Below are 21,225 nucleotides of genomic sequence, written 5' to 3'. Positions count from 1 at the left end.
CAGCAGGATAATTACCATGACTGTAGAAAAAAAATACATTGTCGCACTCGACCAAGGGACCACCAGCTCACGCGCCGTCGTACTCGATCACGACGCCAACATCGTTGCGGTATCGCAACGCGAATTCCCGCAGATCTATCCAAAGGCCGGCTGGGTTGAGCACGACCCGATGGAGATCTGGGCGTCGCAAAGCTCGACGCTGGTAGAAGTGCTGGCGAAGGCCGACATCAATTCCGATCAGATCGCCGGCATCGGCATCACTAACCAGCGCGAAACCACCATCGTCTGGGAAAAAGAGACCGGCAAGCCGGTCTACAACGCCATCGTCTGGCAGTGCCGCCGCACCGCCGACATCTGCGAGAAGCTCAAGCGCGACGGCCTGGAAGAGTACATCCGTCACAACACCGGCCTGGTGGTTGACCCCTACTTCTCCGGCACCAAGGTGAAATGGATCCTGGACAACGTCGAAGGCGCCCGCGAGCGCGCCAAGCGCGGCGAACTGCTGTTCGGCACCGTCGATACCTGGCTGGTGTGGAAGATGACCCAGGGGCGCGTACACGTCACCGATTACACCAACGCCTCACGCACCATGATGTTCAACATCCACGAACTGGACTGGGACGAACGCATGCTGGAAGTGCTGGACATTCCGCGCGCCATGCTGCCGAAAGTCCGTCCTTCCTCCGAGGTATACGGCCAGACCAACATCGGCGGCAAGGGCGGCACGCGTATTCCTATCGCCGGTATCGCCGGCGACCAGCAAGCGGCATTGTACGGCCAGCTGTGCGTTCAACCGGGCATGGCGAAGAACACCTACGGCACCGGCTGCTTCCTGCTGATGAACACCGGCAAAGAAGCGGTGCGCTCGAAAAACGGTTTGCTGACCACCATCGCCTGTGGCCCGCGCGGCGAAGTGAACTATGCGCTGGAAGGCGCGGTGTTCATCGGCGGTGCGTCTATCCAGTGGCTGCGCGACGAGCTGAAACTGATCAGCGACGCCGCCGACTCCGAATATTTCGCCACCAAGGTGAAAGACAGCAACGGCGTCTATGTGGTGCCGGCCTTCACCGGCCTGGGCGCGCCCTACTGGGATCCGTATGCCCGCGGCGCCATCTTCGGCCTGACCCGCGGCGCCAACAGCAACCACATCATCCGCGCCACGCTGGAATCCATCGCCTTCCAGACGCGCGACGTGCTGGACGCCATGCAGGCCGACGCCAGCACCCGCCTGCAATCGCTGCGCGTGGACGGCGGCGCGGTCGCCAACAACTTCCTGATGCAGTTCCAGTCCGATATCCTCGGCACCCGCGTAGAGCGCCCTGAAGTGCGTGAATCGACGGCGTTGGGCGCCGCGTTCCTGGCGGGCCTGGCCATCGGCTACTGGAACGATCTGGATGAAGTGAAGAGCAAAGCGGTGATTGAGCGTGAATTCCGCCCAAGCATCGAAACCACCGAACGCAACTACCGCTACAGCGGCTGGAAAAAAGCGGTGGCTCGCGCGCAGGCGTGGGAAGATCACGATTAAACCCAGCCTTGCCGTTACCCCCAAATTGCGCTGCCTGCGGGCGGCGCTTTTTTTTGCCCCGCCCCGCCGCCGCCGCGCTGTGATAGACTTTGCCGATATTTTCCTCCCTTTCTCACAGACAGGTTTGCCATGAAACGTGAATTAGCCATCGAATTTTCCCGCGTTACCGAAGCCGCCGCGCTGGCGGGCTACAAATGGCTGGGACGCGGCGACAAGAACGCCGCCGACGGCGCGGCGGTCCACGCCATGCGCATCATGCTCAACAAAGTGGACATCGATGGCCGCATCGTGATCGGCGAAGGCGAGATCGACGAAGCGCCGATGCTGTATATCGGCGAACAGGTCGGCACCGGCCAGGGCGACGCGGTCGACATCGCGGTCGATCCGATCGAAGGCACCCGCATGACCGCCATGGGCCAGTCCAACGCGCTGGCGGTATTGGCGGTGGGCGATCGCGGCACCTTCCTGCACGCGCCGGACATGTACATGGAGAAACTGGTGGTCGGCCCGGCGGCGCGCGGCGCCATCGATCTCAATCTGCCGCTGGCGGAGAACCTGCAGAACGTCGCCGCACGGCTGGGCAAACCGCTGTCGCAGCTGACAGTGATCGTCTTGGCCAAACCGCGCCACGACGGCGTCATCGCGCAAATGCAGCAGTTGGGCGTGCGGGTGTTCGCCATTCCCGACGGCGACGTGGCGGCCTCCATTCTCACCTGCATGCCGGAAAGCGAGGTCGATGTGATGTACGGCATCGGCGGTGCGCCGGAAGGGGTGATCTCAGCGGCGGTGATCCGCGCGCTGGACGGCGACATGCAGGCGCGTTTGCTGCCGCGCCATGAGGTGAAAGGCGACAGCGCCGAGAACCGCCGCATCGGCGAGCAGGAACTGGCGCGCTGCCGGGAAATGGGGATCGAAGCCGGTCAGGCGCTGCGTCTGGATCAGATGGCGCGCAACGACAACGTGATCTTCTCCGCCACCGGCATCACCAAGGGCGATCTGCTGGAGGGCATCAGCCGCCAGGGCAACATGGCCACCACCGAAACCCTGCTGATCCGCGGCAAGTCGCGCACCATCCGCCGCATCCGTTCGACCCACTATCTGGATCGCAAGGACCCGGCGCTGCACGAGTTTCTGCTGTAACGAAACAGGGCGCCGAAGGGCGCCCTGATGATTGATGGCAAACCTCATGCCCTTGCCGGGTCGGCAGAGAACAGTGAATAAAAAACAAGGAAAATCAATTTATTGATTTTCGGCTAATAACCACAAAGGGGGAGAAAAACCACGCTTTTTCTTCCCTTTGTCAACGGTATGAGGGCGCCGAATGGCGCCCTGTCGTTATGCGGTATGTCCTTGATGCTGCATGCGATTGGACAGCGGCCACCAGCACAGCAGGATCAGCAGCGCCATCGCGAACATCAGCAAGCCGAGGCTGAACTGCCCGGTTTGCGGCAGCATGGCGGAAAGCCAGGTCGCCAGACCGGACCCCATGTTCTGCATGCCGCCCACCAATGCGCCCGCCGCGCCGGCCAGGTAAGGGAACGGCTCCATCGCCCCGGTGGTCGCCAGCGGGAACAGCATGCCGGCGCCGAAGAAGAACAATGCGGCCGGCACGATCAGCGTCCAGATGTTCATTACGCCGAACCAGCCCGGGATCCACATCATCGCTCCCGCCAGCAGGCAGCTAATCACCGAATGCCACATCAGGGTGTGGAAGGTCTTGCCGTCGCGCCCGGCGTACCAGGCGCCGAAAAACGCCGCCGGGATCGGCAGAATGAACAGGATACTGACGGTCAGGCCGCTCAGCCCCAACACACCGCCCATCAACACGCCGCAGCTGGCTTCAAATACCGCAATCCCCGCCAGCGCGCCGATCAGCATCACCAGATAGCAGCTGAAGGTGCTGTCGCTCAGCAGCTGGCGGAAACTAGCCAGCATGCGGCGTTTTTCCGTCTGGACCGGACGGGTCTCCGGCAGCCAGCGGAACATCGCGAAGGCGACGCAGGCGCACAGCGCCAGCAGGAAGGCATAGCAGGCTCGCCAGCCGAACACCATCGCCAGCGCGCCGCCGATCACCGGCGCCAACAGCGGGCTGACCAAAATCCCCATATTCAGCAGGCTGTTGGCATAGCGCAGCGCGGTGCCGGCATACAAATCGCGCGGCATGGTGCGCGCCATCACGCCCGCCACGCCGGTGCCCATGCCCTGGATGGCGCTGGCGGCGACCAGCATCGTCAGGTTGGTGGACAGCAGCGCGCCCAGCGCCCCCACCAGGAAGATCATCATGCCGGTCAGGATCACCGGACGGCGCCCGATACGATCCGATATCGGCCCGTAAATCAGCTGGGAGAAACCGTAGGTCAGCAAATACGCCGCCATCACCCGCTGCACGGCGCCGGTGCGCACCGACAGATCGTGAGCGATGTCAGCAATAACGGGAACATAAATGGTTTGCGCCATCTGGCCGACGGCGACCAACAGGATAAGCATCACCAGCAGGTGAAAGTTCTCTAGTTTTCTCATTATCTTCGTTAACGTTTCAACTCGTCACAGCGTCCCGGTATGGCCGTTGCAGCAGCCAGAACGGCGAGCAGCCCTCTATGGCGGCATAAGCTAATCAAATCTGATTTTTTTAGCGAGTTTCAGACAAATATTGATCCAGGTCACACTGGCAGCAAACCCGACCAGGCTCGTAAATTAAACTGTACGTCTAACGCTTTGGGGGTAAAAATTAGCGCGTTTGCAGTAGCTGCGCTTTAGCATTTAATCGATAATTATTTTCATCAACTTGAAATAAAATAACACCATAGGGATTTGGTTCATGAAAACACCTGAGCTGATTTTATTGCAGTTAAAGGCTCTCGGCCCGCACTCCGCCAAAATGCTGGCGGAACGTCTGGACATCACGCCGATGGGCATCCGACAACATCTGCAATCCCTGGAAAAACGTGAGCTGGTTTGTTACGAAGAAGCGCGCAGCAAGGTCGGCCGCCCGACGCGCTACTGGTCGCTGACCGAGCGGGGGCACGCCTACACGGCCGACGATCAGGAGCGACTGCGGGAATCCGCGCTGCAGCTGTTTGGCGGCGCCGGCGTGGAACCGTTGCTCATCGCGCGCGAAGAGCAGCTTTATCTGCGCTATGCCGAAGAGCTGTCCGCCGAGCGCAGCCATCAGGATCGGCTAACCCGCCTGGTTCGCCTGCGGCAACACGACGGTTACATGGCCGAATTGCTCGATCATCCGCACGGTGCGCTGCTGGTGGAAAACCACTGTCCGATCGGCGTGGCCGGTTCCAACTGCAGCAGCCTGTGCAATTCCGAGCTGCAGCTGTTTCACCGCCTGTTCGGCAACGACTACCGGGTAGAGCGCACCGCGCACGCCATTTCCGGCTCACGACATTGTGCTTATTTGATTCGACCACGGGAGCTTTAGAGTATGGCTGAATGGGTAAACGGCAAGGTTACGCAGGTAAAACAATGGACCGACGGGCTGTTCAGCCTGGTGGTCAATGCCCCCATCGATCCTTTCACCGCCGGGCAATTCGCCAAGCTGGCGCTGGAGATCGACGGTGAACGGGTGCAGCGCGCCTACTCCTACGTCAATGCCCCCGATGACGCCAACCTGGAGTTCTATCTGGTCACGGTACCGGAAGGTAAACTGAGCCCGCGTCTCAATCAGCTGCAGCCGGGATCGGACCTGATGGTGACCAAAGAAGCCGCCGGCTTCTTCGTGCTGGACGAGGTGCCCGACTGCGACACGCTGTGGATGCTGGCGACCGGCACCGCCATCGGCCCCTATTTATCGATTCTGCAGCAAGGCGCCGGCCTTGAGCGCTTTAACAACCTGGTGCTGGTGCACGCCGCGCGTTTTGCGCGCGACCTGAGCTACCTGCCGCTGATGCAGCAACTGCAGCAACGCTACAACGGCAAGCTGCGCATCCAGACCGTCGTCAGCCGTGAAGAGACGCCCGGCTCACTGACCGGCCGCGTGCCGGCGCTGATCGAGGACGGCCGACTGGAAGCGGCGATCGGCTTGACCATCGACGCCGAAACCAGCCACGTGATGCTGTGCGGCAACCCGCAAATGGTGCGAGATACGCAGCAAACGCTGAAAGACCAACGCCAGATGCGCAAGCACCTGCGCCGCAAGCCGGGCCATATCACCAGCGAACACTACTGGTAACCCGGCGGGGATCAGCGGAACTTCACCGGTTCGGCTTCCGGGCCGAACCGATTGTCTCCCGGCGTGCCGACGAAGGCACCCAAATCGATCATCATCATCACGATAATCAGCGTCGGAATGAAACGCCCGACGCCCCATTGCCAGATCGGCGCCAGCATCTGCCAGTTCCCCGCCGCCAGCATCCACGCCAGGATCAGCAGCAGCGCCCACCAGCCGGCCTTGTTGCGATCGTGCAGGCGCTTGACCAGCACCGCCGCCGTCGGCCACAGCAGCGCCACGATAAAGAAAGCGATGGATTGGATGGCGATCAGTTGATAGTTGGCCAGCGTAAACGCCGCCGCCATCAGCACCAGCCACAGCCCCATCCAGATCCAGAAGTCGCGCCGCCCGATGCGGCCCTTAAAAGAAAAACACCACTGTTGTAACGTCATCGATTCCTGCGCTCTAAGCCTGCCCATATTCTGCGCCGCAGTGTAACATAGGCGCTGCCGGGCCGAGTTTTCCGCCTCGCATAACGCGGCGCGCCGCACAGCTTTCTCGTCAGCGAACCGATAATGGCGTGGGATCTTTGACAAGGCCTGCGGGTTATCGCTTTAATCGGAGCCATCTTTGTCCTTGATGCCATACGCCATGCTGAGAAAAACCCTCGCCATCGCCTGCCTGCTGCAGGCCGCCGCCAGCGCCTGGGCCGAACCGCCCGCCGCCGAAGCGAAACCGACCGCGCCTTACCTGCTGGCCGGCGCGCCGACGTTCGACCTGACGGTGATTAAATTCCGCGAAAAGTACAACCGCGATAACCCGAAGCTGCCGATTGGCGAATTCCGCGCCATTCCCGCCGCCGAAGACGATTCGCCGCTGCTGACGCGCGCCGCCAGTAAACTCAACGAAAACCTGTACGCCTCCACCGCACTGGAGAAAGGTACCGGTAAAATCAAAACGTTGCAGATCACACATCTGCCGCTGCAGCAGGCCAATGAAGAAAAAGCCGCGCGCGCCATCGCCATCAACTACATGGCGGCGCTGATGCGTCAGTTCGAACCGGCGCTGACGGTGGAACAGAGTCAGAACAAGGTGAACAGCCTGCTGGAAAAAGGCAAAGGCTCGCGTTTTTACCAACAGCAGGTCGGCGCCATTCGCTATGTCGTCTCGGACAACGGCGATAAAGGGGTCACCTTCGCGGTTGAACCGATTAAGCTGGCGCTTTCCGAGCCGTAACGGCGCGGCATTTAATGACGAAAAGCAAAGCCTTCGCGCTTAATGATCTCTATACTGTTGGGCAGGTAAACTGCCGGTCCGGCAGTTGTCATTTCGACTCTCGCGTTCCCTAGTTGGAGGAAAAAACATGCGTCATCCATTAGTTATGGGTAACTGGAAGCTTAACGGCAGCACCCACATGGTCAACGAACTGATCGCCGGTCTGCGCAGTGAGCTGAGCAGCGTTGACGGCTGTGGCGTCGCCATCGCCCCGCCGGTGATGTATCTGGATCAGGCCAAGCACGCGCTGGCCGGCAGCCGCATCGCGCTGGGCGCGCAGAACGTGGACGTTAACCTGTCCGGCGCCTTCACCGGTGAAGTTTCCGCCAACATGCTGAAAGACGTCGGTGCTCAGTACATCATCATCGGCCACTCCGAGCGTCGCACCTACCACAAAGAAAGCGACGAAGTGATCGCCGAGAAATTCGCCGTGCTGAAAGAAGCCGGTCTGATCCCGGTGCTGTGCATCGGTGAAACCGAAGCGGAAAACGCAGCGGGCAAAACCGAAGAAGTGTGTGCGCGCCAGATCGACGCCGTACTGAAAACGCTGGGCGCACCGGCGATGAAAGGCACCGTGATCGCCTATGAGCCGGTCTGGGCCATCGGTACCGGCAAATCCGCCACCCCTGCGCAAGCGCAGGCCGTGCACAAATTTATCCGCGATCACATCGCCAAACACGATGCCGCGGTCGCCGCTGAAATCATCATCCAGTACGGCGGTTCGGTGAACGACAAGAACGCCGCAGAGCTGTTCTCCCAGCCGGACATCGACGGCGCGCTGGTGGGCGGCGCCTCGCTGAAAGCCGACGCTTTCGCCGTGATCGTCAAAGCCGCTGCCGCAGCGAAAAAAGCCTGATTGTCTTAGGCTTGCCATAAAAAAACCCCGGCAAGCCGGGGTTTTTTATTGCCGCTCAAACGGGATCAGCGTTTGCTTATCTCGTCGAAGACGCCGCCGGTGGCGAAGTGCACCTTCTGCGCTTCGGTCCAACCGCCGAAGGTGTCATCCACGGTGAACAGCTTCAGCTGCGGGAACTGACCGGCGAACTTGGCCGCCACCGCCGCATCGCGCGGGCGATAATAGTGCTGCGCCGCAATAGTCTGCCCTTCCGGCGAATACAGATACTTCAGGTAGGCGGTCGCCACGTCGCGGGTGCCGCGTTTATCGACCACCTTATCCACCACCGACACCGTCGGTTCGGCCAGAATCGATTCGCTCGGGGTGATGATCTCGAACTTGTCTTTGCCCAGCTCTTTCTCCGCCAGCAGCGCTTCGTTTTCCCAGGCGATCAGCACGTCGCCGATGCCGCGCTCAACGAAGGTGTTGGTCGAGCCGCGCGCGCCGGAATCCAGCACTTCTACGTTCTTGTACAGGTCTTTGACGAACGCCTGCGCCTTGGCCTTATCGTTGTTGTTGTGATGCAACGCGTAGCCCCAGGCGGCGAGGTAGTTCCAGCGGGCGCCGCCGGAGGTTTTCGGATTCGGGGTGATCACCGACACGCCCGGCTTGATCAAGTCAGGCCAGTCATGAATTTGTTTCGGGTTGCCTTTGCGCACCAGGAAGACGATGGTCGACGTGTAAGGCGCCGAGTTGTCCGGCAGGCGTTTTATCCAGTCTTTCTCAATGCGCCCGCGTTCGGCGATGGCGTCGACGTCATAGGCCAACGCCAGCGTCACCACGTCGGCCTCGATGCCGTTGATCACCGAAGTCGCCTGTTTGCCGGAGCCGCCGTGCGACTGACGCACCGTCACCTTGTCGCCGGTTTCCGCCTGGTAGTGCTTGCTGAATGCCGTGTTGTAAGCCTGATAGAACTCACGCGTCGGATCGTATGACACGTTCAGCAACTGAATATCCTTCGCCATGGCGCCGGACGCCAACAGCACCAATGTCAGACCTACACCCCATTTACGCATCGACAGGCTCTCCCAGAAAATTAACGCAACCTCAATCGGTTGATTTAGCATCAGAGCCTGCCAGAAACTTTCCCGGCAATTAAAGAATAAAAAATTTTGGGCTAGATGATTCTGGAATATGTCACCGGCGAGCATAAAAAAGCCCCCGCAAGCGGAGGCTTTCGGCGCGCGGTGAGCGGCGAATCAGTACAGCTTTTTCGCCGTTTCCAGCCAGTCGCCCTTGAACGGACGCTTCATGTTTTCGATCGCGTCGATGATGTCGTGATGCACCATCTTTTCGTTCTGGATACCGACGCAGCGGCCGCCGTAACCCTGCAGCAGCAGTTCGATGGCGTAGGCGCCCATGCGCGAGGCCAGGATGCGGTCATAGGCGACCGGTGAACCGCCGCGTTGAATGTGGCCCAGCACGGTAGCGCGGGTTTCACGCTTGGTTTCCTGCTCGATGTGGCGCGCCAACTCATCGATGTCGCAGATGTGCTCGGTTATCGCTACGATGGCGTGCTTTTTGCCCTTGGCGATACCGGCCTTGATTTCGCACACCAGATCTTCGCGATTAAATTCGATTTCAGGCAGCACGATGAATTCGCAGCCGCCGGCAATCGCCGCCGCCAGCGTCAGATCGCCGCAGTAACGGCCCATCACTTCCACGATAGAGATGCGCTGGTGCGACGAGGAGGTATCGCGCAGGCGGTCGATCGCTTCCACCACGGTTTCCAGCGCGGTGAAGTAACCGATGGTGTAGTCGGTACCGGCGACATCGTTATCGATGGTGCCTGGCAGGCCGATGCACGGGAAGCCTTCTTCCGTCAGGCGTTTGGCGCCCATGTAGGAACCGTCGCCGCCGATCACCACCAGCGCGTCGATACCGCGATTCTTCAGGTTTTCAATCGCCTTGGCGCGCACGTTTTCATCCCTGAATTCCGGGAAGCGGGCAGAGCCGAGGAAGGTGCCGCCGCGATTGATCATGTCGGACACGCTATAGCGGTCCAGCTGCTCCATGCGATCTTCGTACAAGCCAAGGTAGCCATCGTAAATACCAAAAACTTCCAGACCTTCTGAAAGCGCAGAACGCACAACGCCGCGGATTGCAGCGTTCATACCCGGCGAATCACCGCCGCTCGTCAGTACACCGATTTTCTTGATCATGACTACCTCTGAACTGTGTAGATGCAATTTCTTAAGAATTCTGTCTCCGCCGATCGTCTTGAAACCTCTCCGGCTGCAGAAAACCAGCTTTACGGCTTATTGCTGGATATTATATCAAAAACACCCAGCTGAATTGATTCAAGTCACGCAATATAACGGTTAAAACACCGCATGGCACGCTGAGCTAACTCAGATATTCATGATAATACGTTGCGCTATGCCTCTATATGATTATAGCTCCCAATGCCCCTGCCTACCCGGCGGCACCACGGAGCACGGATCCAGGTGAATGATGACGTCCGCCCCTGCAAAACGTTGCCGCAGGGCTTGTTCCACCTGATCGGCCAACCGGTGCGCCTCGCGCAGCGGCAGCGTGTCCTCCATCTCCAGATGCAGCTGGATGAAACGCGTCGGCCCCGACTGACGCGTGCGCAGATCGTGTGCGCCTTTCACGCCGGGCCAGGAGGAAACCACGGCGATAATCGCCTGGCGTTCGTCATCCGGCAACGCCCGATCCAACAGCGACTGCACCGCTTCATAGCCCATGCGCAACGCGCTATAGAGGATGTAAACGCCGATGCCCAGCGCGAACAACGCATCCGCCCGTTGGAAGCCGTACCAGCTTAGCCCAAGAGCGATAAGAATAGCACCATTCATCATGACATCTGACTGATAATGCAGCATATCTGCGCGTACGGCCTGACTGCGCGTTTTTCTGACCACCCAGCGTTGATAGGTGACCAGAATCAGCGTGCTGACCAACGCGATCACCGTCACCACGACCCCGACGCCGGGATCGCGCAGCGTTTGCGGCGCATACAGGTGCTGGAAGCCGGTGAGGAACAAAAACAGGGCGGAGCCGGAAATAAACATGCTTTGCGCCAGCGCCGCCAGCGATTCCGCTTTGCCGTGGCCGAAGGTGTGCTCGGCATCGGCCGGCTGTAGCGAATAGCGCACCACCAGAAGGTTGGTCAGCGAGGCGGCGATATCGACCAACGAATCCACCAGCGCCGCCAACAGGCTGACCGAACCGGTGTGGTACCAGGCGACGATTTTAATCAACAGCAGCGACGACGCCAGCGCGGTTGCGGCCAACGCGGCGGACTTTACCAGGCGTGCATAGCGCTGTTCCATAAGGGGTCCCGGCCAAAAGGTGTGGCGCTCAATATAGCGAAATGTCGGATAAAAAAAACCCCGCCATCATGGCGGGGAAGACAGGGATGGTGTCTATGGCAAGGAAAAACAGGGGACTACTCAGTCGTACTTCACTTCTGGGCAGAAGCTTGCTGCAAACCAGAAATTTGTTGCTCCATCTGCTGCATGCGCTGCTGATGTTTCTGGTCTAAAACACTTTTTTGCTCTGGCGTCAGCAGGTTATACATTTGGTTGCGCACCCGGGCCATTTCGACCTGGCGCTTGACCTGCTGTTGGGCCATCTTTTCCGCCTGGGCGTACACGGCGGCTTCGTCAAATTTCTCTGCGGTCACCAGTTTATGCATGGCTTCCATTTCAGCTACATTGACACCAGGCAAATCGTGCCGGGCCTGGCGCATCAAATCGCGCATTTGCTGGCGCTGCTGTTCGCTGAGGCTGACACCGTCGAACATATGGTGCTGGCCGGGTATTCGGGTCATCGCGTCGTTGCCGGGAGGTTGGGCTGTGTCCGGTATAGTGTCGGCAGCGAAGGCAGCGGTCGAACCAATTGCCAGCAGTGATGCCATAACTAATGCGGTCACCTTACGCATTTCAACTCCTCAAGCTTTCTCACTTTGCGAATCAACGAGGAGCAGTGTACCGCCACACCTGAAAACCTGCGTCAGTGCATGTAAAACTACGTAAAGTCATGGAATGGCAACAGTTGATGACGTATTTTGCGTCTGGAGGTAAATCATAATGAACAAGATTCTGTTAGTTGACGACGACCGCGAGTTGACCTCGCTGTTAAAAGAACTGCTTGAAATGGAAGGTTTTAATATCGTCGTCGCGCACGATGGCGAGCAGGCGTTGTCGCTGCTGGACAGCTCCGTCGATCTGCTGCTGCTCGACATCATGATGCCGAAGAAAAACGGCATCGATACGCTGAAAGAACTGCGCCAACATCACCAAACGCCGGTCATCATGCTGACCGCGCGCGGCAGCGAGCTGGACCGCGTGCTGGGCCTGGAGCTGGGCGCCGATGATTACCTGCCGAAACCCTTCAACGATCGCGAGCTGGTCGCGCGCATTCGCGCCATTCTGCGCCGTTCTAACTGGAGCGAACAGCAGCAACAGGTCGACAGCGGCGCCCCGACGCTGGATGTCGATGGCCTGCAGCTGAACCCCGGCCGCCAGGAGGCCAGCTTCGACGGCCAGGTGCTGGATCTGACCGGCACCGAGTTCACCCTGCTGTATCTGCTGGCGCAGCATCTCGGCCAGGTGGTGTCGCGCGAACTGCTGAGCCAGGAAGTGCTGGGCAAACGCCTGACTCCGTTCGATCGCGCTATCGACATGCACATCTCCAACCTGCGGCGTAAGCTGCCGGATCGCAAAGACGGGCATCCGTGGTTCAAAACCCTGCGCGGGCGTGGTTATTTGATGGTATCTGCAACATGATCAACAGTTTGACGGCACGCATCTTCGCCATTTTCTGGTTCACGTTAGCCCTGGTGCTAATGCTGGTGCTGATGGTGCCCAAGCTCGACTCCCGCCAAATGACCTCGCTGCTCGACAGCGAGCAGCGGCAGGGGTTGATGCTGGAACAGCACGTCGAGGCCGAGCTGCAAAACGATCCGGCCAACGATCTGATGTGGTGGCGCCGCCTGTTCCGCGCCATCGATAAATGGGCGCCGCCGGGCCAACGCCTGCTGCTGGTCACCAGCGAAGGCCGGGTGATCGGCGCGCAGCGCAACGAAATGCAGATCGTCCGCAACTTCATCGGCCAATCCGATAACTCGGATCATCCGAAGAAGAAAAAATACGGCCGCGTCGAGCTGGTCGGGCCGTTCGCGGTACGCGACGGCGAAGACAACTACCAGCTGTACCTGATCCGTCCCGCCAACAGCCCGCAATCCGATTTCATCAACCTGATGTTCGACCGGCCGCTGCTGCTGCTGATCGTCACCATGCTGATCAGCGCCCCGCTGCTGCTGTGGCTGGCCTGGAGCCTGGCGAAGCCGGCGCGCAAGCTGAAGAACGCCGCCGATGACGTGGCGCGCGGCAACCTGAAGCAGCATCCGGAGCTGGAGGCCGGTCCGCAGGAGTTCCTGGCCACCGGCGCCAGCTTCAACCAAATGGTCAGCGCGCTGGAGCGCATGATGAACGCGCAGCAGCGGCTGATCTCGGACATCTCGCACGAGCTGCGCACGCCGCTGACTCGCCTGCAGCTGGCCACCGCGCTGATGCGCCGCCGCCACGGCGAAGGCCACGAACTGGCGCGCATCGAAACCGAAGCGCAGCGGCTGGATTCGATGATCAACGATCTGCTGGCGCTGTCGCGCGGGCAGCAGAAGGGCGAGCTGGCGCGCGAGCAGCTGAAGGCCAACGAACTGTGGGCCGACGTGCTGGACAACGCCCGTTTCGAAGCGGAACAGATGGGCAAGCAGCTGGAGATCGCTGCGCCGCCCGGCCCGTGGACGCTGTTCGGCAACGCGAGCGCGCTGGACAGCGCGTTGGAAAACATCGTGCGCAACGCCCTGCGTTATTCGCACACCCGCATCGCCGTGGCGTTCAGCGCCGACAATCAGGGCGTGACCATCCAGGTTGACGACGACGGCCCCGGCGTCAGCGCCGAAGATCGCGAGCAGATTTTCCGCCCGTTCTACCGCACCGATGAGGCGCGCGACCGTGAGTCCGGCGGCACCGGCCTTGGCCTGGCTATCGTCGAGGCGGCGGTCAATCAGCATCGCGGCTGGGTGAAGGCCGAAGACAGCCCGCTTGGCGGCCTGCGGCTGGTGCTGTGGCTGCCGCTGCATCATCAACGCCTATCGTCTAAGACAGAACAGTAAGAGTTTGCTATCCTGCGCCCCTCGTTCACGAGGGGCCTGCAACATGCTGAACATCGTTTTATTTGAACCCGAAATTCCACCCAATACCGGCAATATCATCCGCCTGTGCGCCAATACCGGCTTTAATCTGCATCTGATCGAACCGCTGGGTTTTCCGTGGGACGACAAGCGTCTGCGCCGCGCCGGGCTGGATTACCATGAGTTCACCCGCGTCCACCGTCATGCCGACTACGCCGCTTTTCTCGCCGCCGAGGATCCGCAACGGCTGTTTGCTCTCACGACCAAAGGCACGCCGGCGCACAGCGCCGTCAGCTATCAGGCCGGCGACTACCTGCTGTTCGGCCCGGAAACGCGCGGGTTGCCCGCCGACATCCTCGATGCGCTGCCCGCGCAGCAAAAAATCCGCATCCCGATGCAGGCGCAAAGCCGCAGCATGAACCTGTCGAATGCCGTCGCGGTGGTGGTTTATGAAGCCTGGCGGCAGTTGGACTATGCCGGCGCGCTGATCAAGGCGTAATCCACAACGACGCGCCATACTGAAGGAGGCATCGTTGCGATGCTCTCTCCAGGAACGGCACATGGCTTTCGTCGAGGATATTGTCACCCCGCTTCGCCGGCTCGAGTCGGCGCTGAACGAGGCGCTACAGCGGCTGCAACAGGCGCCGGACAGCGAAGCGCTGCACGATTTGCGCGTCAGTCTGCGCCGTATCCGCAGCCTGCTGCGCCCGTTGCACGGTTGCCCCGGCGCAACGCGGCTCGATCGGGCCGCCGCCCAGTTGGGCAGGCTCACGACGCCGCTGCGCGATCTCGAGGTGCTGATCGCCGAACTGGCGCACCATCATCTGGATTGGCAGGCCAACGTGCGCCAGAGCGATTTTCAGGCCCGCTGCCGCCAACTGCTCGCCAACCCGCAGCTCATCAGCTTCCCTTCGCTATTGCACGCCTGGCCGCACCGCTTTCGCCGCACCGCGCAACGCGCCGCCAAACACCGTGTGAACCGACGCCTGCAGCGCCAGCAGCGGCAATTGCGCCGGGCATTGGCTGATACCGGCTACGATCGCCACCGTCTGCGGCTGCTGGTTAAACGCCTGCGTTACGCGGCCGAAGCCTACCCGCAACGCCTTCCCCTTTCTCCCGCCGCGATGGCGAGCCTGAAAGCGGCGCAAAATGCCCTCGGTGATTGGCACGACCGGGAGGTTTGGTGCCTGCAAGCCGAACATCAGGCGGATCTCTGGCCATTGTTGCCACAGTGGCAAGCTGAGCTACGCCTGACGCTGGCCAGAGCGGATGCCTCACTCGCCGCCTTATCACCGACGCTGGCGACAAAAACCGGCGGCGCATCACGATCCTGAAAAAAGGCCGCGACAGGGCACGCCCGGCCCCGAAAATGCCCGCTACGCCGCAGATAATGCGCTATGTTTTGTAAGGGTAATCACCACTCATCATAGGAAACCACATGAAAAAACAACGCTTGAGCGTTGCCATGGCCGTTCTGGCAGCGGGCCTGTTGCTGGCGGGCTGTTCGTCCAAAGTCACCCAAACGTCGCAATATTCGGGCTTCTTGTCCGATTACAGCAAACTGCAGGAAACCACCTCGCCAAGCGGTCATAAAACGCTGCGCTGGGTAGATCCGAGCTACAAGGAATCCAACTATCGCGGCATCTATTTCCAACCGGTGGTCTATTTCCCGGCGGAGAAACCCACGGCGCGCGTCAGCCAGGACACGTTGAACAAGATTAAGGCCTACGCGACCCAGCGGATCAAAACCGCGCTGCAGAACCGCTTTACCATTCTGCCAAGCCCGGCGGGCTCGCGCGTGCTGGTGGCCAAACTCGCCATCACCGCCGTTTCGGCCGAAAACGAAGACATGAAGTTCTATGAGGTGGTGCCGGTCGCTGCGGTGGTTGCCAGCACCATGGCGGCTACCGGGCACCGGACGCAAAATACCGCGCTGTATATCGAAGGCGAGTTGATCGACCAGGATACCGGTAAAACGGTGATGGAAGTGGTGCGCAAGGCCTACGGTAAAACCGTCAACAACGACAGCACGCCGGTCACGGCGGATGACGTCAAGGCGGCGATCGACGATATCGTTACCGATATCACCCAGTTCCCGAAACAGGGCTGACCGCCGCTTGAAAAACACAGGGGGAGCCGAAGCTCCCCCTGAATGGACCCGCAGGCACGGCTTAGATGCCGTCGCCGTACTCGAATCCGTGGTTGGTGCCGTTGAAGTATTGATCCATATCCATCGACGGCGTATCGCTCTCCGGGCGCCCGACGATACGCGCCGGTACGCCGGCGGCGGTGGTGTGCGGCGGCACCGCCTGCAAGACCACCGAGCCCGCGCCGATCTTGGCGCCCTTGCCCACTTCGATATTGCCGAGAATTTTGGCGCCGGCGCCAATCATCACCCCTTCGCGAATTTTCGGGTGACGGTCACCGCTGGTTTTCCCGGTACCGCCCAGGGTGACCGACTGCAGAATAGAGACGTTGTTTTCCACCACCGCCGTTTCACCAATCACGATGCCGGTGGCGTGGTCGAGCATGATGCCGCAGCCGATGGTCGCCGCCGGGTGGATGTCTACGCCGAAGGCGACGGAAATTTGATTTTGCAGGTAGATCGCCAGCGCTTGCCGCCCTTGCTGCCACAGCCAGTGGCCGATGCGGTAAGCCTGCAGCGCGTGGAACCCTTTCAGGTAAAGCAGCGGCGTGGAGTATTTATCGACCGCCGGGTCGCGCAGCCGCACCGCGAGAATATCGCGCGCCGCCGAAACGATCATCTGATTGTCGGACTTGTAGGCCTCTTCCACCACCTCGCGCACCGCGATGGCGGGCATGATCGGCGTCGCCAGCTTGTTGGCCAACATATAGCTGAGCGCGCTGCCCAGGTTCTCATGCTTGAGCAACGTCGCATGGAAAAAGCTGGCCAGCATCGGTTCACAATCAGCCAGTGCTCGCGCTTCTGATTTAATGCTGTTCCAGACCTGCTCCAACTCTTCTGACGACATCACATACCCCTTTACCTTGCCAAACGGGCCGCTTCACACGGTGGCGCGGAGCGGCCCAGGTCATTTGCGGGGTCAGCATTCCGCTGCCCCGACATATCGTTTTATGTCACGCGCTGGGTTTTTCGTCCTTTCGGGCTCGCCCCAGCAGGCTCAGCGCCGCTTCGCGGGCGTCCTTGTGGCAGTAAAGCACCTGATAGATCTGTTCGGTGATCGGCATTTCAACGCCGTGCCGCTGCGCCAACGCCAACACCTCTTTGGTATTGCGATAGCCCTCGACCACCTGACCGATGCTGTCCTGCGCTTCCTGCACGCCTTTGCCCTGCCCCAGCATAATGCCGAAGCGGCGGTTGCGCGACTGGTTGTCCGTGCAGGTTAGCACCAGATCCCCCAGCCCCGCCATGCCCATGAACGTCGAAGGATCGGCGCCCAGCGCAGAACCCAGACGGCTCATTTCCGCCAGCCCACGCGTAATCAACGCGGTGCGGGCGTTGGCGCCGAAACCGATGCCGTCGGACATGCCGGCGCCGATGGCGATCACGTTCTTCACCGCGCCGCCAAGCTGAACGCCGATGAAGTCGGGATTGCTGTAGACGCGGAAGCTCTTGCCGCAGTGCAGCAGCTGTTGCAGATCGTCGGCGAACTGCGCATCGGTCGCCGCCAGCGCAATCGCCGTCGGCAGGCCGGCGGCCAGCTCTTTGGCGAACGTCGGCCCGGAGAGCACCGCCAGCGGGATCGCCTCGCCCAATGCCTCACGCGCCACGTCCTGCAGCAACCGGCCGGTTTCGGCCTCCAGCCCCTTGGTGGCCCACACGATGCGGGCGTCAGGGCGCAGATGCGGCTTCAGCTGGCGCAACACGTCGCCGAACACATGGCTCGGCACCACCACCAGCACGTCGCGGCTGGCAGCCAGCGCACGCGCCAAATCGGCTTCAAGCAGCAGGGTATCGGGGAAAGGAACGTCGGGCAGAAACGCCTGATTGCAGCGATCGCGCTGCAACGTTTGAATTTGCGCGGGGTTATGCCCCCACAACACCACGGTGTGGCCGTTACGCGCCAGCGTGATGGCCAATGCGGTGCCGTACGAGCCGGCACCGATGACAGTCATTGAAGCATTGACGGTGTTCATCAGGCATCCTGATGTGGTGCGGCACCTTCGCCTTCCGCCTGCTGCTGCAGATAGTTCATGAACAGCGCGTCAAAGTTGACCGGTGCCAGGTTCAGCTGCGGGAATGTGCCGCGGGAAACCAGGCTGGTGATGCACTCGCGCGCATACGGGAACAGGATGTTCGGGCAGTATGCGCCCAGGCAATGCGCCAGCTGCGTGCCTTCGATGCCTGCTACCGAGAAGATGCCCGCCTGTTGCACTTCGCACAGGAACGCCGTCTCTTCGCCCAGGGTCGCCGTCACGGTTACGCGCAGTACCACTTCATACACTTCGTCAGCCAGTTGGCTGGACGCGGTATCCAGATCAAGTTTAACTTCCGGCTGCCATTCCTGCTGGAAAACCTGCGGCGCGTTCGGCGCTTCGAAGGAGATGTCCTTGGTATAAATACGTTGGATCTGGAAAGCCATTTCAGTGCTGTTTTGTTCTGACATGTGAGTAATACCCTTGGTTAAACGTCCTTATTGACACTCGGTGAACCGGCAAGCTGCTTAAAGCAGCGGATCCAGGCCGCCGCGAGCATCGAGTTCATATAAATCATCACAGCCGCCGATATGCCGGCCGTCGATGAAAATCTGCGGCACGGTGGTGCGCCCGCTGCGCTCGATCATCACTTCGCGCTTGGCGTTATCGCCGTCGATGGCGATCTCGTTAAACGCCGCGCCCTTGCTGTTCAACAGCGCCTTGGCGCGATGGCAGAACGGGCAAGTCGCTTTGGTGTAGATATCAATGTTAGCCATGGATTGCCACCTCAAATAGGTTTAACGGTTACTTGCCGCGCACCAGCGGCAGGTTTTCTCCGCTCCAGCCGGCGATGCCGTCTTTCAGCATCGTCACCTTTTCAAAACCGGCCTTGCTCAGGTTCTCCGCCGGTTCGCGGGAGGCGGTGCCGTTGGCGCACACGACGATGATCGGCTGCGCTTTGTGTTTTTCCAGCTCGCCCAGGCTGCCGCTTTTGATTTCGCTGGCGGTCAGGTTGATGGCGCTGGCCAGGTGACCACGGCGAAAATCGTCGCGGCTGCGGGTGTCAACCACCACGGCATCTTCTTTGTTGATCAGGCGGATAGCTTCACCGCGAGCGATCTCTTTGACCTTGGAGAAACGGCTTTTGAAGGTCATGACGATCACGGCGACCAGCAGAGCGATCCAAGCCAGGCTCAGAATAGGGTGTCTGCTTACGAATGGCATAATTTCTTGCAGCATGGGGTGTAACAACTCCCGTCAGTTAAGGGATAAATAAGTCAAGGTTCCAGAGTATACCTGCCGAGTGCGGCAAATACAGCCAATAAGCAAGCGCGATTGTAGAAACTGCGGGCTGCGCTGAGAAATTCCCGAGGTCAGAGCATAAAAGCCCGCGCGATTCGCCGCAACCTTGATCTCTTTGGGCTATTTATCGCCGGCGGCGGTGTAAAATCAGCCGGTTTTTCGAGGGCGAACAGCCATGCCTCCGGCGGGCGCATGGCTATTCGCAGCTTAAAAAGTTCATAAGAGGTCAATGCAATGTCGAGCAACAAAAAACCGATGGTACTGGTGATCCTGGACGGTTACGGCCACCGTGAAGCGCGGCAGGACAACGCGATCCTGAACGCCGGCACCCCGGTGATGGATCGCCTGTGGCGGGAGCAGCCGCATACGCTGATCGCCGCTTCAGGGCTGGATGTCGGCCTGCCCGACGGCCAAATGGGCAACTCCGAAGTCGGCCACGTCAACCTGGGCGCCGGGCGCATCGTATACCAGGATCTGACCCGGCTGGACAAAGCGATCGCCGACGGCGACTTCTTCGCCAATCCGGTCCTGACCGCCGCCGTCGATAAGGCCGTGGCGGCCGGCAAAGCGGTGCATATCATGGGCCTGCTGTCGCCGGGCGGCGTGCACAGCCACGACGAGCACATCCTGGCCATGATTAAACTGGCCGCCCGGCGCGGCGCCAAAGCCGTCTATCTGCATGCCTTCCTCGACGGACGCGACACGCCGCCGCGCAGCGCCGAAGCCCCGTTGCTGCGCTGCCGCGAGGCCTTCGCCACGCTGGGCGTCGGGCGCATCGCTTCACTCATTGGGCGCTACTACGCCATGGATCGCGACAACCGTTGGGATCGCGTGCAGCTGGCCTATGACCTGCTGACCGCGGCCAAAGGCGACTACGTGGCCGACGATGCGGTAGCCGGTTTGCAGGCCGCCTACCAGCGCGGTGAAAACGACGAGTTCGTCAAACCGACCGTCATTCGCGCCGCCGGCGAGGCCGATGCCGCGATGCAGGACGGCGATGCGTTGATCTTCATGAACTTCCGCGCTGACCGCGCGCGCCAGATCACCCGCGCCTTCGTGAACGCGGATTTCGACGGTTTCCCACGCGCCAAACAGGTGCAGTTCGGCGATTTCGTGATGCTGACCGAGTACGCCGCCGACATCGACACCGCCTGCGCCTATCCGCCGGCGTCGCTGGCCAACACCTTCGGCGAATGGCTGATGAAGCACGACAAAACCCAGCTGCGCATCTCGGAAACCGAAAAATACGCCCACGTCACCTTCTTCTATAACGGCGGCGTGGAAGCGCCGTTCAAAGGGGAAGACCGCGTGCTGGTCAATTCGCCGAAGGTCGCCACCTACGATCTGCAGCCTGAGATGAGCGCCGCCGAGCTGACCGACAAACTGTTGACCGCCATCCGCAGCGGCAAATACGACGCCATTATCTGCAACTACCCGAACGGCGACATGGTGGGGCATACCGGCGTGTATGAAGCGGCGGTCAAAGCGGTGGAAACGCTGGACGCCTGTATCGCCCAGGTGGTTGACGCGGTGCGCGACGTCGACGGTCAGTTGCTGATCACCGCCGATCACGGCAACGCCGAGCAGATGCGCGATCCGGCCACCGGCCAGGCGCATACCGCACACACCAGCCTGCCGGTGCCGCTAATTTACGTCGGCAAACCGGCGCAGGCGGTCGAAGGCGGCAAGCTTTCGGACATCGCGCCAACCCTGTTAACGCTGATGGGAATGGAAATCCCGCAAGAGATGACTGGTAAGCCGCTGTTCATCGTGGAATAATCCTTCTC

23 protein-coding genes are annotated in these 21,225 nt (G+C 60.5%); 12 read left to right on the top strand and 11 right to left on the bottom strand.

All coding sequences use genetic code 11. From position 1 onward, the window contains the following. Positions 1 to 16 precede the first annotated feature (16 nt). Both glpK and glpX read left to right on the top strand, forming a co-directional pair. Positions 17 to 1,525, top strand: coding sequence for a glycerol kinase GlpK (gene glpK, locus J0X03_RS00375; protein ID WP_103101915.1), 1,509 nt, complete (start codon positions 17 to 19; stop codon positions 1,523 to 1,525). Positions 1,526 to 1,654: 129 nt separating this feature from the next. Beyond that, on the top strand, positions 1,655 to 2,665 hold the full coding sequence (gene glpX, locus J0X03_RS00370) for a class II fructose-bisphosphatase (protein WP_160204685.1): 1,011 nt from the start codon (positions 1,655 to 1,657) through the stop codon (positions 2,663 to 2,665). Positions 2,666 to 2,860: 195 nt separating this feature from the next. Here the strand turns inward: glpX and emrD are convergent, their stop codons facing one another. Next, the gene (emrD, locus tag J0X03_RS00365) at positions 2,861 to 4,045 is read right to left on the bottom strand and encodes a multidrug efflux MFS transporter EmrD (RefSeq protein WP_096242678.1); all 1,185 of its coding nucleotides are present in this window, start codon (positions 4,043 to 4,045) and stop codon (positions 2,861 to 2,863) included. 298 nt (positions 4,046 to 4,343) lie between these two features. On the opposite strand from emrD, the gene J0X03_RS00360 reads away from it, so the two are divergent. Further along, entirely contained in the window at positions 4,344 to 4,955 is a 612-nt protein-coding gene (locus tag J0X03_RS00360) for a helix-turn-helix transcriptional regulator (protein WP_033631328.1), read from the top strand. A 3-nt stretch (positions 4,956 to 4,958) separates the two neighbouring features. Beyond that, complete coding sequence (fpr, locus tag J0X03_RS00355; RefSeq protein ID WP_033645208.1) at positions 4,959 to 5,705, top strand: ferredoxin--NADP(+) reductase; 747 nt, start codon at positions 4,959 to 4,961, stop codon at positions 5,703 to 5,705. An 11-nt stretch (positions 5,706 to 5,716) separates the two neighbouring features. On the opposite strand, the gene J0X03_RS00350 is transcribed toward fpr, so the two are convergent. Then, entirely contained in the window at positions 5,717 to 6,136 is a 420-nt protein-coding gene (locus tag J0X03_RS00350; protein WP_016929710.1) for a DUF805 domain-containing protein, read from the bottom strand. Between the two features lie 199 nt (positions 6,137 to 6,335). Here J0X03_RS00350 and J0X03_RS00345 point away from each other — a divergent pair, with 199 nt between their 5' ends. Beyond that, on the top strand, positions 6,336 to 6,920 hold the full coding sequence (locus tag J0X03_RS00345) for a DUF1454 family protein (protein WP_033645207.1): 585 nt from the start codon (positions 6,336 to 6,338) through the stop codon (positions 6,918 to 6,920). Between the two features lie 127 nt (positions 6,921 to 7,047). Beyond that, positions 7,048 to 7,815 (top strand): triose-phosphate isomerase, encoded by a 768-nt coding sequence (gene tpiA, locus J0X03_RS00340; RefSeq protein ID WP_033652212.1) that lies wholly within the window; start codon positions 7,048 to 7,050, stop codon positions 7,813 to 7,815. Positions 7,816 to 7,880: 65 nt separating this feature from the next. Here the strand turns inward: tpiA and J0X03_RS00335 are convergent, their stop codons facing one another. The 4 genes from J0X03_RS00335 to cpxP all read right to left on the bottom strand — a co-directional run bounded on the left by J0X03_RS00335 (position 7,881) and on the right by cpxP (position 11,761). After that, a complete protein-coding gene (locus J0X03_RS00335) occupies positions 7,881 to 8,870 on the bottom strand; it encodes a sulfate ABC transporter substrate-binding protein (protein WP_033645235.1) in 990 nt (329 codons plus the stop codon). Positions 8,871 to 9,053: 183 nt separating this feature from the next. Continuing rightward, positions 9,054 to 10,016: a 6-phosphofructokinase gene (gene pfkA / locus J0X03_RS00330; RefSeq protein ID WP_004931116.1), complete on the bottom strand. Its 963-nt coding sequence runs from the start codon at positions 10,014 to 10,016 to the stop codon at positions 9,054 to 9,056. A gap of 231 nt (positions 10,017 to 10,247) precedes the next feature. After that, positions 10,248 to 11,150: a CDF family cation-efflux transporter FieF gene (gene fieF, locus J0X03_RS00325; protein WP_033631333.1), complete on the bottom strand. Its 903-nt coding sequence runs from the start codon at positions 11,148 to 11,150 to the stop codon at positions 10,248 to 10,250. Positions 11,151 to 11,281: 131 nt separating this feature from the next. Continuing rightward, a complete protein-coding gene (gene cpxP / locus J0X03_RS00320; protein ID WP_004931122.1) occupies positions 11,282 to 11,761 on the bottom strand; it encodes a cell-envelope stress modulator CpxP in 480 nt (159 codons plus the stop codon). Between the two features lie 148 nt (positions 11,762 to 11,909). Between cpxP and cpxR the strand changes: the two genes are divergently transcribed. The 5 genes from cpxR to J0X03_RS00295 all read left to right on the top strand — a co-directional run bounded on the left by cpxR (position 11,910) and on the right by J0X03_RS00295 (position 16,127). Continuing rightward, complete coding sequence (gene cpxR, locus J0X03_RS00315; protein WP_004931124.1) at positions 11,910 to 12,608, top strand: envelope stress response regulator transcription factor CpxR; 699 nt, start codon at positions 11,910 to 11,912, stop codon at positions 12,606 to 12,608. Then, positions 12,605 to 13,999 (top strand): envelope stress sensor histidine kinase CpxA, encoded by a 1,395-nt coding sequence (cpxA, locus tag J0X03_RS00310; protein WP_015379421.1) that lies wholly within the window; start codon positions 12,605 to 12,607, stop codon positions 13,997 to 13,999. The genes cpxR and cpxA overlap by 4 nt, the downstream gene beginning before the upstream one ends. A 43-nt stretch (positions 14,000 to 14,042) precedes the next feature. After that, the gene (trmL, locus tag J0X03_RS00305; protein WP_033645205.1) at positions 14,043 to 14,516 is read left to right on the top strand and encodes a tRNA (uridine(34)/cytosine(34)/5-carboxymethylaminomethyluridine(34)-2'-O)-methyltransferase TrmL; all 474 of its coding nucleotides are present in this window, start codon (positions 14,043 to 14,045) and stop codon (positions 14,514 to 14,516) included. 61 nt (positions 14,517 to 14,577) lie between these two features. Further along, positions 14,578 to 15,351, top strand: a complete 774-nt coding sequence (locus J0X03_RS00300; protein ID WP_103101909.1) for a CHAD domain-containing protein — start codon at positions 14,578 to 14,580, stop codon at positions 15,349 to 15,351. Between the two features lie 104 nt (positions 15,352 to 15,455). Next, positions 15,456 to 16,127, top strand: coding sequence for a DUF3313 domain-containing protein (locus J0X03_RS00295; RefSeq protein ID WP_033645203.1), 672 nt, complete (start codon positions 15,456 to 15,458; stop codon positions 16,125 to 16,127). 61 nt (positions 16,128 to 16,188) lie between these two features. On the opposite strand, the gene cysE is transcribed toward J0X03_RS00295, so the two are convergent. From cysE to J0X03_RS00270, 5 genes are all read right to left on the bottom strand, one after another. Continuing rightward, positions 16,189 to 17,010, bottom strand: a complete 822-nt coding sequence (gene cysE / locus J0X03_RS00290; protein WP_025304676.1) for a serine O-acetyltransferase — start codon at positions 17,008 to 17,010, stop codon at positions 16,189 to 16,191. A gap of 106 nt (positions 17,011 to 17,116) precedes the next feature. After that, complete coding sequence (gpsA, locus tag J0X03_RS00285) at positions 17,117 to 18,136, bottom strand: NAD(P)H-dependent glycerol-3-phosphate dehydrogenase (protein WP_033645202.1); 1,020 nt, start codon at positions 18,134 to 18,136, stop codon at positions 17,117 to 17,119. Continuing rightward, complete coding sequence (gene secB / locus J0X03_RS00280; protein WP_004931139.1) at positions 18,136 to 18,606, bottom strand: protein-export chaperone SecB; 471 nt, start codon at positions 18,604 to 18,606, stop codon at positions 18,136 to 18,138. The genes gpsA and secB overlap by 1 nt, the downstream gene beginning before the upstream one ends. Positions 18,607 to 18,663: 57 nt before the next feature. Next, positions 18,664 to 18,912 carry a glutaredoxin 3 gene (gene grxC / locus J0X03_RS00275; RefSeq protein ID WP_004931142.1) on the bottom strand — a complete coding sequence of 83 codons (249 nt, stop codon included), beginning with the start codon at positions 18,910 to 18,912 and terminating at the stop codon, positions 18,664 to 18,666. A gap of 28 nt (positions 18,913 to 18,940) precedes the next feature. Continuing rightward, positions 18,941 to 19,375 (bottom strand): rhodanese-like domain-containing protein, encoded by a 435-nt coding sequence (locus tag J0X03_RS00270; RefSeq protein WP_033645201.1) that lies wholly within the window; start codon positions 19,373 to 19,375, stop codon positions 18,941 to 18,943. Positions 19,376 to 19,672: 297 nt separating this feature from the next. Between J0X03_RS00270 and gpmM the strand changes: the two genes are divergently transcribed. Continuing rightward, positions 19,673 to 21,217: a 2,3-bisphosphoglycerate-independent phosphoglycerate mutase gene (gpmM, locus tag J0X03_RS00265; protein ID WP_160204686.1), complete on the top strand. Its 1,545-nt coding sequence runs from the start codon at positions 19,673 to 19,675 to the stop codon at positions 21,215 to 21,217. Positions 21,218 to 21,225 lie beyond the last annotated feature (8 nt).

The sequence above is a fragment of the Serratia ureilytica genome, from assembly GCF_017309605.1.
GTDB classification, from domain to species: domain Bacteria; phylum Pseudomonadota; class Gammaproteobacteria; order Enterobacterales; family Enterobacteriaceae; genus Serratia; species Serratia ureilytica.
Note: the sequence above shows the minus strand (reverse complement) of the source record. Positions and strands in the feature narration are given on the sequence as shown.